The organism is Allobosea sp. R86505, assembly GCF_042466375.1.
Taxonomy (GTDB): domain Bacteria; phylum Pseudomonadota; class Alphaproteobacteria; order Rhizobiales; family Beijerinckiaceae; genus Allobosea.
In genome coordinates, this window is sequence record NZ_JAXHPY010000001.1 from 2,892,201 (window position 1) to 2,907,196 (window position 14,996).

The following is a 14,996-nucleotide window of genomic DNA, read 5'->3' on the forward strand; positions in this document are numbered from 1 at the left end:
CCGCCGCGCCTGCCCGAGTCAAAAAACAGCCGGGGTGTCGCCACCCCGGCTGCAAAGGTGGACCGCGAACGGCGGTCGGGAGGAAGCTCGCGGCCGGCCGCTCGGGCCGGCCGAAATCCTCAGTAGGAGTAATACATCGCGAACTCGACCGGGTGCGGCGTCATCTCGAAGCGCGCCACGTCCTGCATCTTCAGCTCGATGTAGCTCTCGATGAAGTCGTCGTTGAAGACGCCGCCGGCCTTGAGGTAGGCGTTGTCCTTCTTGAGCGCCTCCAGCGCCTCGCGCAGCGAACCGCAGACCGTCGGGATCTTCTTCAGCTCGCGCGGCGGCAGGTCGTAGAGATCCTTGTCCATGGCCGGGCCCGGATCGATCTTGTTGATGATGCCATCGAGGCCGGCCATCAGCATCGCGGCGAAGGCGAGATAGGGGTTCGCCATCGGATCGGGGAAGCGGACCTCGACGCGCTTGGCCTTCGGCGAGGTCGTCCACGGAATACGGCAGGACGCCGAGCGGTTGCGGGCCGAATAGGCCAGCAGCACCGGTGCCTCATAGCCCGGGACCAGACGCTTGTAGGAGTTGGTCGACGGGTTGGTGAAGGCGTTCAGCGACTTGGCGTGCTTGATGATGCCGCCGATGTACCAGAGGCACTCCTGCGACAGGTCGGCATACTTGTTGCCGGCCATGATCGGCTTGCCGTTCTTCCAGATCGACTGGTGGACGTGCATGCCCGAGCCGTTGTCGCCATAGATCGGCTTCGGCATGAAGGTCGCGGTCTTGCCGTAGCTCTGCGCGACGTTGTGGATGGCGTATTTGTAGACCTGCATCTGGTCGGCCATCAGCGTCAGCGTGTCGAACTTCATGCCGAGCTCGTGCTGGGCCGAAGCGACCTCGTGATGGTGCTTCTCAACCTTGACGCCCATGGCCGCCATGGCCGCGAGCATCTCGCCGCGCATGTCCTGCGCCGAATCCTGCGGCGGGACGGGGAAGTAGCCGCCCTTGGTGGCGATGCGGTGGCCGAGATTGCCGCCCTCATACTCGGTCATGCCGTTGATCGGCAGCTCGACATTGTCGAGCTTGAAGCCGGTGTTGTAGGGGTCGGCGGCGATCTTGACGTCGTCGAAGACGAAGAACTCGGCCTCGGGACCGACATAGATCGCGTCGCCGATGCCGGTCGACTTCAGATAGGCCTCGGCCTTCTTGGCCATGCCGCGCGGGTCGCGGCCATAGGGCTCGCCGGTGGCCGGCTCGAGCACGTCGCAGGTGATGACCATCGTGGCCGCCGAGAAGAACGGATCCATCACGGCCGTCGTCGGGTCGGGCATCAGCAGCATGTCGGACTCGTTGATCGCCTTCCAGCCGGCGATCGAGGAGCCGTCGAACATCGTGCCCTCGGCGAAGATGTCCTCGTCGATCATCGTGACGTCGAACGTCACATGCTGCCACTTGCCGCGCGGGTCGGTGAAGCGGAAGTCGACATATTTGACGTCGTTGTCCTTGATCGCCTTGAGGACATCCTTGGCGTTCTTCATCTCAGCATTCCTCTTGTGGTCGTTTCTCAACTCATTCGGCCCTTGGGTCGCTCAGACCTCCGGGCCACCGAACGCGCGGGTCGGGATGAGCCCTCAGATCGCGTCCGCGCCGGTTTCTCCGGTGCGGATGCGGATCGCCCCCTCCACCGTCGATACAAAAATCTTGCCATCGCCGATGCGGCCCGTCTGGGCGGCTTTCATGATGGCTTCGATGGCGCCGTCGACCATCTCGTCGGCCAGCACGATCTCGATTTTGACCTTCGGCAGGAAGTCGACGACGTATTCGGCGCCGCGATAGAGTTCGGTGTGGCCCTTCTGCCGTCCGAAGCCCTTGGCCTCGAGAACGGTGATGCCCTGCAGGCCGACCTCCTGAAGCGCCTCCTTCACCTCGTCCAGCTTGAACGGCTTGATGATCGCTTCGATCTTCTTCATGCGCGGACCGGCCTCCCTTGCGCCGAACTCGACCCCGGCAGGACGCCGGAACCCTCTGCCGCCGTCGTCCGGCCCGCCGGGCCTTGCCCGGGCCGGCAGGCTCGGACCGGCCCGGCGGGGCCGACGGCAACATCCTCAACTCTGCTCATAGCATCGGCGCCTGTCTCTCGCTACGCGGAGACCTCCCGGCGGATGCGCGATCATGGGGCAGAAAACAGATGATAAAATAGGCAAATGATCAATAGGTAGTCATAAGCTCTTGCCAGCCGCGGCCTTGCCGCGGTCTCGGCGCTGCCGGATGATGCGCCGATGACGCACACCGCGCTCCATGATCTCGCCCTGCTCGGCGTCGCCGGGATGGCGGCGGCCGATCGCATCGCCATCGCGGCCGGCACGCCCGGTGCCGTCCTGATGGAGCGGGCCGGCAAGGCGGTGGCCGACGCCGTCGATCGCCGAACGCCGCTGGGCGCGCGCATCCTGGTGCTTTGCGGGCCCGGCAACAATGGCGGCGACGGCTTCGTGGCGGCGCGCCTGCTGGCGCGGCGGGGGCGGCCCGTGACGCTGGCGCTGCTGGGCGACCGTGCGAAGCTCTCCGGCGATGCGGCCGCGATGGCGGCGGCCTGGAGCGGGCCGGTGGAGGCGCCGGATGCGGTCCAGCCGCAGGCCCATGGCCTGATCGTCGATGCGCTGTTCGGCGCCGGGCTGAACCGCCCGCTCGACGGGGAAGCGGCGGCGCTGGTCTCGTCGCTCAACGCGGCGCAGCGGCCGGTCGTGGCGGTCGATGTGCCCAGCGGGCTGTCGGGCGACACGGGATGCGCCACTGGCCCCGTCGTCGCGGCGACCGAGACGGTCACCTTCTTCCGGCTGAAGCCCGCGCATCTGCTCTGGCCGGGTCGCAGCCTCTGCGGCACGGTCACCCTTGCCGACATCGGCATCGACCCGGCGCTCGTCTTCACCCCGGAGGCGCCGCCCGTCCTGTTTGCCAATGCGCCGCCGCTCTGGCGCGGATCCTGGCCACGTCACGCACCCGACACGCACAAATATCGCCGTGGCGCGGTGCTCGTGGTCGCCGGCGGGCTCGCCGGCGTCGGCGCGCCGCGCTTGGGCGCCGGCGCCGCGCTGCGGCTCGGAGCGGGGCTGGTGACGATCGCCTGCCGCTCCGAGGCGCTGGCGGCTCACGCCGCCCGCGGCCCCGACGCGCTGATGCAGCGCGCCGTCGATGACAGGGAACAGCTTTCGCTGCTGCTCTCCGAGCGTCGTCTCTCGGCCGTGCTGATCGGTCCTGCGCTCGGGCTCGACGCCGCGGCGCGCGATGCGGTGATGACGGTGCTGCGCAGCGACGTCCCCTGCGTGCTCGACGCGGATGCGCTGACACTGCTGGCGCCCTCCGGCGCGAGGCTGCCGCATCTCCTGGGCCGGCGGGAGGAAGCCTGCGTATTGACGCCGCATGAAGGGGAGTTCCAGCGGCTGTTCTCCGCGAGTCCCGGCATCGGCGAGGCGCCGTCAAAGCTGGAGCGGGCGCGGCGGGCCGCAGCCCATGCGCTGGCGGTCGTGGTGCTGAAGGGCATCGATACGGTCGTCGCCGGGCCCGACGGTCGCGCCGCCATTAACACGACGGGTCACCCGGCCCTGGCGACGGCGGGATCGGGTGACGTTCTCGGCGGCGCGATCGCCGGGCTGCTGGCGCAAGGCATGCCGTCCTTCGAGGCGGCCTGCGCAGCAGTTTGGCTGCATGGCCGGGCCGGAGAGGCGCTCGGGCGGGGGCTGATCGCCGACGACCTGCCGGCCGCGCTCGGTCGGTTGGCCGGCGAGATCGACCGGGACGAGACGTGAAAACGCCCGCCGTCCGGAGGGACGGCGGGCGCCTTTAGGCTAGGGCGCGATCAGCTGTCGGAATAGGTCACGGCCGGGGCGGCCTCGAGCTGGTCCTTCGTCATGCTGATCTTGCCGTGGTCCGGATACATCTGGTCCATCGGCGCGTTCGCGGCGGTTCCGGCCGTGCCGACCGTACCCGCCGTCCCGGCTGCCCCGGTCGCGCGCGGCGCCGTGGCTGCCGTACCGGTCGCGGTGGTGCCGGGCGCGGTGGTGCGGGTCGCTGCGGTACCTGTGGCGGTCGCCGCCATCGGCTGCATGCTCCAGTTGACCTCCTCGAACTTCACCGCGACATCCTTGGTGCCGATGCCGAGGAACCCGCCGACGCCGACGGTCACGCCGGTGATCTTGCCGGAGCTGTCGATCAGCACCTCGGTGACGTCGCCGACCTTCTCATTGCCGGGGCCGTAGATGTCGACGCCCATCAGCTTGGAGGCGCGCCAGTTCCCGCGCATGGCCTGGTTCTGCGGCGCGAGCGTCGCCTGCGCGCCGGAAGCGGCGGGAGCCGCGGTCGACGGGGCCATCGTGGAATTCGGAGCGGCATTGGGGGCGGCCGGAGCGGGTGCAGCGGTCTGTGCGATGGCGGTGGCGCTCATCAGCGCGAAAGCCAGCGAGGTCGCGGCGAGGTGATGCTTGAACATGGTGTCCTCCTTCAGTCAGTCGGGGGTCGTCCGCCTTGCGACGGTCTGCCTCATCAACACGCGCGGCCTGCAATTGTTCACGCTCTCGCCAAAATTTCGGCTCCGAACCGACCGGCAAGGGTCCGCCCCGCCGGCCGCCAAGGGCGCATGGTGAGCTTGCGGCGAATGTTTCCGGAACTCCGGGCGAACCCGGCGGGTTTGGCGTTCGACAGAGGCTTGCCCCATCGGCACGAGCCCGATCAGCAAAGGACTGGCGATGAGCGACGTTCCGGTGACCATCATGCTGGGCCAGCGCGAGCAGGCCGCGCTCGCGCGCTACAGAAGAGACCACGATCCCGCGGCCACGCTCGCCGACGCCGCCCGAGCCATCATCGCCGCCTGGGGCGAAGGCGGAGGCGCTCCTCGGAATGAGAACGCCACGGTCGATGAAGGCCTGCGGCCGGAGCAACTGAACGCCAGCAACGACATCTGAGGGCTGGCGTGAGGGGATGCGGGCGCGCTGTCGCTGGTTCAGGAGGGTTCGCGCCAACCCGAGGCGTCGTCATGCCGCCGATCCCACACAGCGATTGCTTCGATCAGCGCCGCACGCTCGCGCTCTTCGGTTTCGCCGCGGCTCGAAGCGTCCAGGGCGGCGATCCGGCGGGTCGCGGATTCGTAATCATCGAGCGTCTCGATCCGGATCCGCGGCCGGTCCGGCTCGCCGCAATGGGCTGAATGGTCCACCGACACGCGCATCGTCGTCCTCCGCTGCTCGTCTCCCGAACTACCCCTGAGGTCGCTCCATGTTCCCGCTGCCATGGCCCGTGGAGCGGATGGAGCGCCAGAGACCCGACTGGCTTTAAGGGTTCCTCAAAAGGTCACGCGGCCTGATGATCGGCAGGCGGCACCGATAGTCCCGGGCCGGGCAGGGGCCTCACCATGACTCGAACTCTCGCCATGGGAACTGCCGTCGCGATGATCGGCGGGGTGCTCTGCGTCACGCTCGGCCCGGCGCCGGCCCAGGCCTTCTGGTCGCGCGGGCAGGTCTCGATGTGTGCCGATGCGACGACGGAACGCGAGCGCATCCGCCATCGCTGCCACGAACTCGGTGGCTATGCCGATCCGGGCTGGCCGGCGCTGGGACTGGGGGGCGGCGGCGGACGCTATCAGGTTCCTCACCCCAGGCTTCCCCCCGGCCATCGGCCGCCGACGCGCCGGCTCGGCTGAGGGCGCGGCGGCCTCTTCAGGGAGCTGGGATGCCTGATGTCGGGATCGTGGTGAGCGGGGAGGGGATCGAACCCTCAACCACATGATTAAAAGTCACGTGCTCTACCACTGAGCTACCCGCCCTCACGGGCGCTGACATACGGATGCCCCGGCTGCGGGTCAACATTGTTCCGCCCGGCCTTTCCATGTCAGAAGCGCGGCAATGCGGCGCGGCTGCCGGTGGCTGGCGCCTCGGGCGGTGTGGATTTGGGACGGCGACGGAATGAGCGGTGCGGAGCGATCGCAGGCGACGGCCGCCTGGACACGCTGGACGGTCGGGTTCTTCGGCACCGCCGCGGCGACGCTGTTCGTCCTGTGGGGCTTCGTCGCCGCGCTCGATCCCTTCGGGCTGCGCGTCGCCAGCGGGCAGGCGCCGCGCCCGATCATGGATATCAACCAGCGCTTCATGTACCCGCAGCTCGTTCGCTCCGGACGTTTCGATTCGGCCGTGTTCGGCACCTCCACCATGCGCCTGCTCGATCCGGCCACGCTGTCGGAAGGCATCGGCGGCCGCTTCGTCAATCTGGCCATGAACGCGGCGACGCCCTGGGAGCAGGTCCAGATGGCGGAACTGTTCGCTCGTCAGGTCGCAGCGCCCCGCTCGCTGCTCTGGGGCATCGATTCGACCTGGTGCGAGGCCGATGCGACGGAGCCGGCCAAGCGGCTGACGCCGCGGCCCTTCCCGCCCTGGCTTTATGACGGCGTGGGTTGGCGCGACTGGCCCCAGCTGATGAACCTGACCACGCTCGAGATCGCGGCACGGCTGTTCGCGCACCACCTCGGCCTGATGCCGGAGCGGATCCGCGGCGACGGCTACGAGGTCTTCACCCCGCCTGAAGAACTCTACGATCTCGCCCGTGCCCGGATGCATCTCTATGCCGACCGGGGCGGCGTCGCGCCCGACCCGGCGCCGATCGTGCCGCCGGAGTCCGTCCCGGCGCAGGCACGGGCGCAGTGGCGTTTCCCGGCGCTGGCCTGGCTGGACGAGTCGCTCACCGGTCTGCCGTCGACGACGCGGGTGCTGCTCGTTCTGCCGCCAGCCCATTACGCGACGATGCCGCGCGAGGGCTCCGCGGCGGGGCAGCGCTACGCCGCCTGCAAGCAGGGCGTCGCTGCCGTCGCAGCCCGCCGCGGCGCGACCGTGGTCGACTATGCGCTGACCTCGCCGATCACCCGGCGCGACGACAACTACTGGGATCGGGTGCATTACCGACTGCCGATCGCGCGGCGCCTGGAGGCCGATCTCGTGGCTGTGGCAAACGGCACGGTCCCGCTGGCCGACGGAGCGGCTGTGGTGACGTTGCCGCGTTAACCGGTCGGAAACCAAGGCGGCCTAACGCTAAGGCCATGGTCATCCGTCGCGGCGTCCGATCCGTCCTCATCACCCTCGCGCTCTACCTCGTGTCGGGTGCGGCGGTCAGCTATTTCATGTTCCATGCGCAGCACGGCTCGCGCGGCCTCGATGCGCGCGACACGCTGAAGGACTCGCTGCGCGAGATGGAGACCGAACTCGCTACGTTGGCCACCGAGCGCAAGCTCTGGGAGAGCCGGCTCGCGCTCGTGCGCGACGAGGCCGTCGACCGCGACGTGCTGGAGGAGCGGGCCCGCGACAGCCTCGGCCGCGTCCACAAGAACGACGTCATCCTGATAGGCCGCTGAGGCGGGGCGGCGACGCCGGCAAATAGTCCCGGACGTATCGATTAACTGGAATTCAGTTACGTTATGAATTCGCTTTGTATTCATGGCCTTGGCTCATGCTGCAATGCGAGATAGCCGCCTCGCCAAGGGTTTTGCGATCCTCTACAACCAAGGTCGAGTGACCTTGGAGGACCGCCGATGGCCGTTGCCGCGCGCAAGACGAAAGCTGCCGCCCCCGTCAAATCCGCCGCCAAGCCGGCCAAGGCGCGAACGGCCAAGGCCGGCGCCGACAAGGCGTCCGCCGCCGCGCCGAGCAACATGGCGGTCTTCACCAGGGAGGAAGACCTCCACGCCTATCGCGAGATGCTGCTGATCCGCCGCTTCGAGGAGAAGGCCGGCCAGATGTACGGCATGGGCCTGATCGGCGGCTTCTGCCACCTCTATATCGGGCAGGAAGCGGTCGTCGTCGGCATGCAGATGGCCTCGAAAGAGGGCGACCAGGTCATCACCGGCTATCGCGACCACGGCCACATGCTGGCCTGCGGCATGGAATCGCGCGGCGTGATGGCCGAGCTGACCGGGCGGCGCGGCGGCTATTCGCGCGGCAAGGGCGGCTCCATGCACATGTTCTCCCGCGAGAAGAACTTCTATGGCGGCCACGGCATCGTCGGCGCCCAGGTCTCGCTCGGCACGGGTCTCGGCTTCGCCAACTGGTACCGCGAGGATGGGCGTGTCTCGCTCGCCTATTTCGGCGATGGCGCCGCCAATCAGGGCCAGGTCTATGAGAGCTTCAACATGGCCCAGCTCTGGAAGCTGCCGGTCGTGTTCATCATCGAGAACAACCGCTATGCCATGGGGACCTCGGTCAACCGCGCCTCGGCCCAGACCGATTTCTCCCGCCGCGGCGTCTCCTTCGGCATTCCCGGCGAGCAGGTCGACGGCATGGATGTGCGCGCCGTACGCGACGCCGCGACCCGTGCGATCGAGCATGCCCGCTCGGGCCAGGGCCCCTACATCCTCGAGATGCAGACCTACCGCTATCGCGGCCACTCGATGTCGGACCCGGCAAAGTACCGCTCCAAGGACGAGGTCCAGCGCATGCGCGAGGAGCATGACCCGATCGAGCAGGTGAGGGGCCGCCTCACCCGCGAGTTCAAGGTCGGCGAGGACGAGCTGAAGGCGATCGACGCCAAGGTCCGCGAGATCGTCAACGACGCGGCCGAGTTCGCGACACACGACCCCGAGCCCGATCCGTCGGAGCTGTTCACGGACATCCTGCTGGAGCCGGCCAAGGCCTGAGGGCCTTCGCCGCGCCGCCTTTCCCTTTCGCCTCGTCCAATCATTCCGGGTGCGTTCATGCCGATCGACATTCTCATGCCTGCCCTTTCGCCCACGATGGAGCAGGGCAAGCTCGCCAAGTGGCTGAAAGCCGAGGGCGACAGCGTCAAGGCCGGCGACATCATTGCCGAGATCGAGACCGACAAGGCCACGATGGAGGTCGAGGCCGTCGACGAGGGCATCCTCGCCAAGATCTTGATCGCCGACGGCACCGAGAACGTCGCGGTCAACACGCCGATCGGCATCATCGCCGCCGAGGGCGAGGATGCGAAGGCGGCGGCGGCGCCCGCACCGGCCGCCAAGCCGGTGGCCGAGCCCGCAGCCCCCGCGGCAGCGGCTCCCGCCGCCGCGACGCCGGCGACCGTGCCGGCCCAGGCGAAGTCCTACGACGCCTCGTCGGAATTCCCGGCCGGCGCCGAGATCGTCAGCATGACGGTCCGCGAGGCGCTGCGCGACGCCATGGCCGAGGAGATGCGCCGCGACGGCGACGTCTTCGTCATGGGCGAGGAGGTCGCCGAGTACCAGGGCGCCTATAAGGTGACCCAGGGGCTGCTGCAGGAGTTCGGCGCCAAGCGCGTGATCGATACCCCGATCACCGAGCACGGCTTCGCCGGCATCGGCGTCGGCGCGGCGCTGACCGGCCTGCGCCCCATCGTCGAGTTCATGACCTTCAACTTCGCCATGCAGGCGATCGACCAGATCATCAACTCCGCCGCCAAGACGCTCTACATGTCCGGCGGCCAGATGGGCTGCCCGATCGTGTTCCGCGGGCCCAACGGCGCGGCCGCCCGCGTCGGCGCCCAGCACAGCCACGACTACGCCGCCTGGTACTCCAACGTGCCCGGCCTCAAGGTGGTGATGCCCTACAGCGCGTCTGACGCGAAGGGCCTGCTCAAGAGCGCCATCCGCGACCCCAACCCGATCATCTTCCTCGAAAACGAAATCCTCTACGGCCGCACCTTCGACGTGCCCAAGGGCGACGACTTCCTGATCCCGATCGGCAAGGCCAAGGTCGCCCGCCCGGGCACCGACGTCACCATCGTCTCCTTCGGCATCGGCATGACCTATGCGCTCGGCGCCGCCGAGGCGCTGGCCAAGGAGGGCATCGAGGCCGAGGTCATCGACCTCAGAACGATCCGCCCGATGGACATCGAGACCGTCGTCGCCTCGATCCAGAAGACCAACCGCTGCGTCGCGGTCGAGGAAGGCTTCCCGCAGTCCGGCGTCACCGCCGAGATCGGCATGAAGATCATGGAAGCGGCGTTCGACTATCTCGATGCGCCCGTCGCCCGCGTCACCGGCAAGGACGTGCCGATGCCCTACGCCGCGAACCTCGAGAAGCTGGCTCTGCCGAACATCGGCGAGGTCGTCGCGGCGGCCAAGGCCGTCTGCTATCGCTGAGAAGGGGCGCAACCGATGCCGACCAACATCCTGATGCCCGCGCTCTCTCCGACCATGGAGAAGGGCAATCTCGCCAAATGGCTGAAGAAGGAAGGCGATACGATCAAGTCCGGCGACATCATCGCCGAGATCGAGACCGACAAGGCCACGATGGAAGTCGAGGCCGTCGACGAGGGCATCCTCGCCAGGATCGTGGTGCCGGAAGGCACGGCCGACGTCGCCGTCAACGAGATCATCGGCGTGATCGCCGCCGAGGGCGAGGACGCCAAGGCGGCCGCCGCGCCGGCCAAGGCGGAAGCGCCCAGGGCCGAGGCGCCCAAGGCGGCGCCTGCCGCCGCCGCTCCGGCGGCCGCTCCCGCGGCGGCGCCGGTGGCGTCCTCCGGCGAGCGGCCCTTCGCCTCGCCGCTGGCGCGCCGGCTCGCCAAGGAGGCCGGGCTGGATCTGTCGAAGGTCCAGGGCTCGGGCCCCCATGGCCGCATCGTCGAGAAGGACATCGAGGTTGCGAAGGCCGGCGGCGGTGCCAAGGCCGCGCCGGCTGCCGCGCCTGCGACGGCTGCCCCGGCGGCCGCGCCGAAGCCTGCGGCTGCGCCGCTGGCGACCGGCCCCTCCGACGAGCAGGTCAAGAAGCTGTTCGCAGCCGATTCCTATGAGGAGGTGCCGCATGACGGCATGCGCAAGACGATCGCGCGCCGCCTGCTCGAGGCCAAGCAGACCGTCCCGCATTTCTACGTCACCGTGGATTGCGAGCTCGACGCTCTGCTCAAGCTGCGCGGCGAACTCAACGCCGCCGCCCCCGAGAAGGACGGCAAGCCGGCCTACAAGCTCTCGGTCAACGACATGGTGATCAAGGCGCTGGCGCTGGCGCTGAAGGCCGTGCCGGACGCCAATGTGAGCTGGACCGAGAACGCCATGCTCAAGCACAAGCACGCCGATGTCGGCGTCGCCGTCTCGATCCCCGGCGGGTTGATCACGCCGATCATCCGTGACGCCTGCCACAAGAGCCTGTCGCAGATCTCCAACGAGATGAAGGACATGGCGGCCCGCGCCAAGGCCCGCAAGCTCAAGCCCGAGGAGTATCAGGGCGGCACCACGGCGGTCTCCAACCTCGGCATGTTCGGGGTCAAGGACTTCGCCGCGATCGTGAACCCGCCCCATGCGACGATCCTGGCGGTCGGTGCCGGCGAGCAGCGCGCCGTGGTCAAGGGCGGCCAGCTCGCGGTCGCCACCGTGATGTCGGTAACGCTCTCAACCGACCACCGCGCCGTCGACGGCGCGCTCGGCGCCGAGCTGCTGGCGGCCTTCAAGGGCTATATTGAGAAGCCGATGGCGATGCTGGTGTGAGGGGGCCCCGATGCCGGTCACCAAGCGGCACCACCCCCACCCCTATCCCCTCCCCACAAGGGGGAGGGGAAGAGCTTCGGCGATTGATGGTGCGCTAGGACATTGTGCGTTGATCGCTCGACCTAACCCCTCCCCCTTGTGGGGAGGGGAAGGGGTGGGGGTCGTGGTGCAAGTTTCGACGGTATCGGGCTGACGCGATGCCGTGGATGCAAGCGAAGGATCGCGTAGCGACACTGGCAGCCAAGCGAAACGCGCCCAAGCTTCGCCGCAGCCTGACCGAGCCTGAAAAGCGGCTCTGGATGCTCCTCCGCAAGCGCCTGCCTCAGGATGGCACCCATTTTCGCCGGCAGGTCGCGCTCGGTCCCTATGTCGCGGACTTTGCCTGTCTCGCGGCAAGGCTCGTCATCGAAGTCGACGGCGACCAGCACGGGACCGACCGGGCACTGCGCTACGACGCCCGCCGAACCGCGTGGCTCGAGGCCAACGACTTCACGGTCCTGCGCTTCACCAACCGGCAGATCATGACCGAGGCGGAGATGGTGGTCGACACGATCTTCGCCGCTCTATCCGGACAGCTCTCGCGCTGTCCGCCGACCCCCACCCCCAGCCCCTCCCCACAAGCGGGAGGGGAGGAGTTCAGGTGATCCATGGCTGACTACGACATCATCATCATCGGCTCCGGCCCCGGCGGCTATGTCGCGGCGATCCGGGCAGCCCAGCTCGGCTACAGGACGGCGATCGTCGAGCGCGAGCATCTCGCCGGCATCTGCTCGAACTGGGGCTGCATCCCGACCAAGGCGCTGCTGCGCTCGGCCGAGATCCTGCACTACGGCCAGCACGCCAAGGATTACGGGCTGGTGCTGGAAGGCACCTTCAAGGCCGATCTCGAAGCGGTTGTGAAGCGCTCGCGCGGGATCGCGGCGCGGATGAACAACGGCGTCCAGTTCCTGATGAAGAAGAACAAGGTCGACGTGATCTGGGGCGAGGCGGTGCTGACCAAGCCTGGGACGATCCAGGTCGCGCCGACGAAGAAGCCGGCGATGCAGCCGCAGGTGCCGCCGCCGAAGAACGCCAAGGGCGAGGGCACCTACACCGCCGACCACATCATCGTCGCGACCGGCGCCCGCCCGCGCGCGCTGCCCGGGATCGAGCCGGACGGCAAGCTGATCTGGACCTATTTCGAGGCGATGGTGCCGGCCAAGCTGCCGAAGTCCCTGCTCGTCATGGGCTCGGGCGCCATCGGCATCGAGTTCGCCTCCTTCTACCGGACCATGGGCGTCGAGGTGACGGTCGTCGAGGTGATGCCGCAGGTCGTCCCCGTCGAGGATGCCGAGATCGGCGCCTTCGCTCGCAAGGCCTTCGAAAAGCAGGGCATCAAGATCCTGACCTCGGCCAAGGTCACCAAGGTCGAGAAGGGGGCCGACAGCGTCACCGCCCATATCGAGGACGAGAAGGGCGGCAAGCTCACCATCACCGCCGACCGCATGATCTCGGCCGTCGGCGTCGTCGGCAACATCGAGAATCTCGGGCTGGAAGCGCTCGGCGTGAAGACCGATCGCGGCTGCATCGTCATCGACGGGCTCTGCCGCACCAATGTGAAGGGGCTCTATGCCATCGGCGACGTCGCCGGCCCGCCGATGCTCGCCCACAAGGCCGAGCATGAGGGCGTGATCTGCATCGAGGCGATCAAGGGCCTCCACCCGCACCCCATGGACAAGCTGATGATCCCGGGCTGCACCTATTGCCACCCGCAGATCGCCAGCGTCGGCCTGACCGAGGCCAAGGCCAAGGCTGCCGGCCATGAGATCAGGGTCGGCCGCTTCCCCTTCGTCGCCAATGGCAAGGCGGTGGCGCTCGGCGAGGATTCAGGACTCGCCAAGACGATCTTCGACGCGAAGACCGGCAAGCTGCTCGGCGCCCATCTGGTCGGCCCGGAGGTCACCGAGCTGATCCAGGGCTTCGTCGTGGCGATGAACCTCGAGACCACCGAGGAAGAGCTGATGCACACCGTCTTCCCGCATCCGACGATCTCGGAGGTGATGAAGGAGAGCGTGCTCGACGCCTATGGCAAGGCGCTGAACGCGTAAGGGGCTATACGCCAGTCTCGCGTTTCCGCTTTGCATGAGGCTCGGACGCCTAGCATCGTAACGTCAACTGGTCGCAAGTTCGCGGCCGCTGGAAAATGTCGACCAGCATCTGCAGCCGCGCCGACATGGCGGCCGTGATTGCGCATTTCCACGTTGTGAAGGGCTGGGCCTATTCGTTCCGCTTCAAGGACCGGAACGACTACGCCGCCGCCGATAAGGCGATAGTGCAGATCACGCCGAGGGTCTGGCAGATCGTCAACGCTACAACCGCTCGGGCTATGAACACGTCCGCACGATCACCAAGTCGGTTGCCGGATCGGCCAATGTAAAGATCGCCGGAATTCCGGTTACGCCCGCCGTAATCGATAAGCTGCCGGGCCGGATCACCTTCGCCTCCGCGCCCGGATCGGCGCCGACCGCCTCCTTACATTTCGACGTTCCCGTCTGCTTCGATACCGACTGCCTGCCGGTTCAGGCGAACGACTGGGACTTGCAGATCGTCAACAACATCGACCTCGTGGAGGTGCTGGAGTGATACGCAAAATATCTCCGGCACCTCTGCGGCGTCAAATTCACAATTATTCTCTCACCGAAAAATAGTTGCCCAAAATAAAACGAGCAACCAAGATACGGTCAGGCATGGTGGAATCAAATTCCAAGGAAACAAGAACGTTAGTGTATCAGATTTTGCACTCTTGAGTGGGGCGATCTCGAATTTATTATCCTCCAGCAGCGCATTTAGCTCCCTGTGTCGCTGTCCCAAAACACGCCCACTTACTTTAAGTGCGTACAGAGTAGATAATGCGGATACAAAACCGAGAGAACAAATTATAACCATAAAGAATTTTGTATCCTTTTATTTAATCATAATTCCAATAGATGCAAACAGCAACCCCTGAATTGTAAGAAGCCAACTTAAGCGATGATTTACTAAACCATCTTCATGCCTAATTTGCTCATGCGCTATTTTTATTTGTTCACTTAAGCTAAGCTTGTCTTCAGTCATAGGCGCATCCTCCAACTCGCCGTCATGTTGATTTGGCTATCGCCAGGTCCGCTTTGTGAGCATTGATTTCTTTCTGGCCAGAACATTACCAGTTTCGAAGGCCGCCACTCAAGCGAGTTCAAATCCAATGAAAACCTTCCCACCCGCGCTCGCAACCCACGTTGCGGGCGGGCTCACAACGTTGTGCCGATGCTGGCTTGTGGATTGCCGCGACGGCATGGTGATGGGTTTCACCGACTTCCATCGCGACCTCGTCTTTGATGACGTCAACTACAAGGCGGCGCCTGGTTTCGCTGCGACCGCCATCGAAAGACAGCTTGGCTTTGCCGTTTCGAACCTCAATGTGCAGAGCGCGCTGTCGTCTGACGCGCTCACTGAGGACGATCTGCGCGGCGGGCGCGACGACCATGCGTCGGGGTAGCATAGAGCGACGGCGGTCTGGACTTCGCCGCCGGCGATCCGCATA

General features: G+C 66.7%; 18 protein-coding genes and 1 tRNA gene. 13 read left to right on the forward strand and 6 right to left on the reverse strand.

The annotated features are described in order from the left end of the window. Positions 1–119: 119 nt before the first annotated feature. Positions 120–1,529: a type I glutamate--ammonia ligase gene (gene glnA, locus SJY11_RS14025; RefSeq protein WP_326908477.1), complete on the reverse strand. Its 1,410-nt coding sequence runs from the start codon at positions 1,527–1,529 to the stop codon at positions 120–122. A gap of 93 nt (positions 1,530–1,622) precedes the next feature. Continuing rightward, complete coding sequence (locus SJY11_RS14030; protein WP_066724541.1) at positions 1,623–1,961, reverse strand: P-II family nitrogen regulator; 339 nt, start codon at positions 1,959–1,961, stop codon at positions 1,623–1,625. A gap of 309 nt (positions 1,962–2,270) precedes the next feature. On the opposite strand from SJY11_RS14030, the gene SJY11_RS14035 reads away from it, so the two are divergent. Beyond that, positions 2,271–3,794, forward strand: a complete 1,524-nt coding sequence (locus SJY11_RS14035) for an NAD(P)H-hydrate dehydratase (protein WP_376987207.1) — start codon at positions 2,271–2,273, stop codon at positions 3,792–3,794. Positions 3,795–3,844: 50 nt separating this feature from the next. On the opposite strand, the gene SJY11_RS14040 is transcribed toward SJY11_RS14035, so the two are convergent. After that, positions 3,845–4,474: a PRC-barrel domain-containing protein gene (locus tag SJY11_RS14040; protein ID WP_376987208.1), complete on the reverse strand. Its 630-nt coding sequence runs from the start codon at positions 4,472–4,474 to the stop codon at positions 3,845–3,847. A 256-nt stretch (positions 4,475–4,730) separates the two neighbouring features. Here SJY11_RS14040 and SJY11_RS14045 point away from each other — a divergent pair, with 256 nt between their 5' ends. Beyond that, a complete protein-coding gene (locus SJY11_RS14045) occupies positions 4,731–4,946 on the forward strand; it encodes a hypothetical protein (RefSeq protein WP_376987209.1) in 216 nt (71 codons plus the stop codon). 38 nt (positions 4,947–4,984) lie between these two features. On the opposite strand, the gene SJY11_RS14050 is transcribed toward SJY11_RS14045, so the two are convergent. After that, positions 4,985–5,209 carry a hypothetical protein gene (locus tag SJY11_RS14050; RefSeq protein WP_376987210.1) on the reverse strand — a complete coding sequence of 75 codons (225 nt, stop codon included), beginning with the start codon at positions 5,207–5,209 and terminating at the stop codon, positions 4,985–4,987. 183 nt (positions 5,210–5,392) lie between these two features. Here SJY11_RS14050 and SJY11_RS14055 point away from each other — a divergent pair, with 183 nt between their 5' ends. Next, on the forward strand, positions 5,393–5,680 hold the full coding sequence (locus SJY11_RS14055) for a hypothetical protein (RefSeq protein ID WP_376987211.1): 288 nt from the start codon (positions 5,393–5,395) through the stop codon (positions 5,678–5,680). 48 nt (positions 5,681–5,728) lie between these two features. On the opposite strand, the gene SJY11_RS14060 is transcribed toward SJY11_RS14055, so the two are convergent. Then, positions 5,729–5,803 (reverse strand) — tRNA-Lys (locus SJY11_RS14060). Positions 5,804–5,942: 139 nt separating this feature from the next. On the opposite strand from SJY11_RS14060, the gene SJY11_RS14065 reads away from it, so the two are divergent. The 9 genes from SJY11_RS14065 to SJY11_RS14105 all read left to right on the forward strand — a co-directional run bounded on the left by SJY11_RS14065 (position 5,943) and on the right by SJY11_RS14105 (position 14,059). Further along, positions 5,943–7,031 (forward strand): hypothetical protein, encoded by a 1,089-nt coding sequence (locus SJY11_RS14065; RefSeq protein ID WP_376987212.1) that lies wholly within the window; start codon positions 5,943–5,945, stop codon positions 7,029–7,031. A gap of 35 nt (positions 7,032–7,066) precedes the next feature. After that, positions 7,067–7,378: an FtsB family cell division protein gene (locus SJY11_RS14070; RefSeq protein WP_376987213.1), complete on the forward strand. Its 312-nt coding sequence runs from the start codon at positions 7,067–7,069 to the stop codon at positions 7,376–7,378. Between the two features lie 177 nt (positions 7,379–7,555). Beyond that, entirely contained in the window at positions 7,556–8,656 is a 1,101-nt protein-coding gene (gene pdhA, locus SJY11_RS14075; protein ID WP_376987214.1) for a pyruvate dehydrogenase (acetyl-transferring) E1 component subunit alpha, read from the forward strand. 57 nt (positions 8,657–8,713) lie between these two features. Continuing rightward, complete coding sequence (locus SJY11_RS14080; protein ID WP_376987215.1) at positions 8,714–10,096, forward strand: pyruvate dehydrogenase complex E1 component subunit beta; 1,383 nt, start codon at positions 8,714–8,716, stop codon at positions 10,094–10,096. A gap of 15 nt (positions 10,097–10,111) precedes the next feature. After that, complete coding sequence (locus SJY11_RS14085) at positions 10,112–11,437, forward strand: pyruvate dehydrogenase complex dihydrolipoamide acetyltransferase (RefSeq protein WP_376987216.1); 1,326 nt, start codon at positions 10,112–10,114, stop codon at positions 11,435–11,437. A 206-nt stretch (positions 11,438–11,643) separates the two neighbouring features. Beyond that, a complete protein-coding gene (locus SJY11_RS14090) occupies positions 11,644–12,081 on the forward strand; it encodes an endonuclease domain-containing protein (RefSeq protein WP_376987217.1) in 438 nt (145 codons plus the stop codon). A gap of 3 nt (positions 12,082–12,084) precedes the next feature. Next, a complete protein-coding gene (lpdA, locus tag SJY11_RS14095; protein WP_376987218.1) occupies positions 12,085–13,524 on the forward strand; it encodes a dihydrolipoyl dehydrogenase in 1,440 nt (479 codons plus the stop codon). Between the two features lie 95 nt (positions 13,525–13,619). Further along, positions 13,620–13,853, forward strand: a complete 234-nt coding sequence (locus tag SJY11_RS14100) for a DUF2460 domain-containing protein (RefSeq protein WP_376987219.1) — start codon at positions 13,620–13,622, stop codon at positions 13,851–13,853. Next, the gene (locus SJY11_RS14105) at positions 13,820–14,059 is read left to right on the forward strand and encodes a DUF2460 domain-containing protein (RefSeq protein WP_376989326.1); all 240 of its coding nucleotides are present in this window, start codon (positions 13,820–13,822) and stop codon (positions 14,057–14,059) included. The genes SJY11_RS14100 and SJY11_RS14105 overlap by 34 nt, the downstream gene beginning before the upstream one ends. 321 nt (positions 14,060–14,380) lie before the next feature. Here the strand turns inward: SJY11_RS14105 and SJY11_RS14110 are convergent, their stop codons facing one another. Further along, entirely contained in the window at positions 14,381–14,530 is a 150-nt protein-coding gene (locus tag SJY11_RS14110) for a hypothetical protein (RefSeq protein WP_376987220.1), read from the reverse strand. Between the two features lie 55 nt (positions 14,531–14,585). Between SJY11_RS14110 and SJY11_RS14115 the strand changes: the two genes are divergently transcribed. Beyond that, entirely contained in the window at positions 14,586–14,951 is a 366-nt protein-coding gene (locus tag SJY11_RS14115) for a baseplate hub domain-containing protein (RefSeq protein ID WP_376987221.1), read from the forward strand. The last annotated feature ends 45 nt before the right edge of the window (positions 14,952–14,996 follow it).

Bases quoted from the DNA above. Each gene is read 5' to 3' on its own strand.
- glnA (WP_326908477.1), bottom strand. From the start codon at position 1,529: ATGAAGAACGCCAAGGATGTCCTCAAGGCGATCAAGGACAACGACGTC.
- SJY11_RS14030 (WP_066724541.1), bottom strand. From the start codon at position 1,961: ATGAAGAAGATCGAAGCGATCATCAAGCCGTTCAAGCTGGACGAGGTG.
- SJY11_RS14035 (WP_376987207.1), top strand. From the start codon at position 2,271: ATGACGCACACCGCGCTCCATGATCTCGCCCTGCTCGGCGTCGCCGGG.
- SJY11_RS14040 (WP_376987208.1), bottom strand. From the start codon at position 4,474: ATGTTCAAGCATCACCTCGCCGCGACCTCGCTGGCTTTCGCGCTGATG.
- SJY11_RS14045 (WP_376987209.1), top strand. From the start codon at position 4,731: ATGAGCGACGTTCCGGTGACCATCATGCTGGGCCAGCGCGAGCAGGCC.
- SJY11_RS14050 (WP_376987210.1), bottom strand. From the start codon at position 5,209: ATGCGCGTGTCGGTGGACCATTCAGCCCATTGCGGCGAGCCGGACCGG.
- SJY11_RS14055 (WP_376987211.1), top strand. From the start codon at position 5,393: ATGACTCGAACTCTCGCCATGGGAACTGCCGTCGCGATGATCGGCGGG.
- SJY11_RS14065 (WP_376987212.1), top strand. From the start codon at position 5,943: ATGAGCGGTGCGGAGCGATCGCAGGCGACGGCCGCCTGGACACGCTGG.
- SJY11_RS14070 (WP_376987213.1), top strand. From the start codon at position 7,067: ATGGTCATCCGTCGCGGCGTCCGATCCGTCCTCATCACCCTCGCGCTC.
- pdhA (WP_376987214.1), top strand. From the start codon at position 7,556: ATGGCCGTTGCCGCGCGCAAGACGAAAGCTGCCGCCCCCGTCAAATCC.
- SJY11_RS14080 (WP_376987215.1), top strand. From the start codon at position 8,714: ATGCCGATCGACATTCTCATGCCTGCCCTTTCGCCCACGATGGAGCAG.
- SJY11_RS14085 (WP_376987216.1), top strand. From the start codon at position 10,112: ATGCCGACCAACATCCTGATGCCCGCGCTCTCTCCGACCATGGAGAAG.
- SJY11_RS14090 (WP_376987217.1), top strand. From the start codon at position 11,644: ATGCAAGCGAAGGATCGCGTAGCGACACTGGCAGCCAAGCGAAACGCG.
- lpdA (WP_376987218.1), top strand. From the start codon at position 12,085: ATGGCTGACTACGACATCATCATCATCGGCTCCGGCCCCGGCGGCTAT.
- SJY11_RS14100 (WP_376987219.1), top strand. From the start codon at position 13,620: ATGTCGACCAGCATCTGCAGCCGCGCCGACATGGCGGCCGTGATTGCG.
- SJY11_RS14110 (WP_376987220.1), bottom strand. From the start codon at position 14,530: ATGACTGAAGACAAGCTTAGCTTAAGTGAACAAATAAAAATAGCGCAT.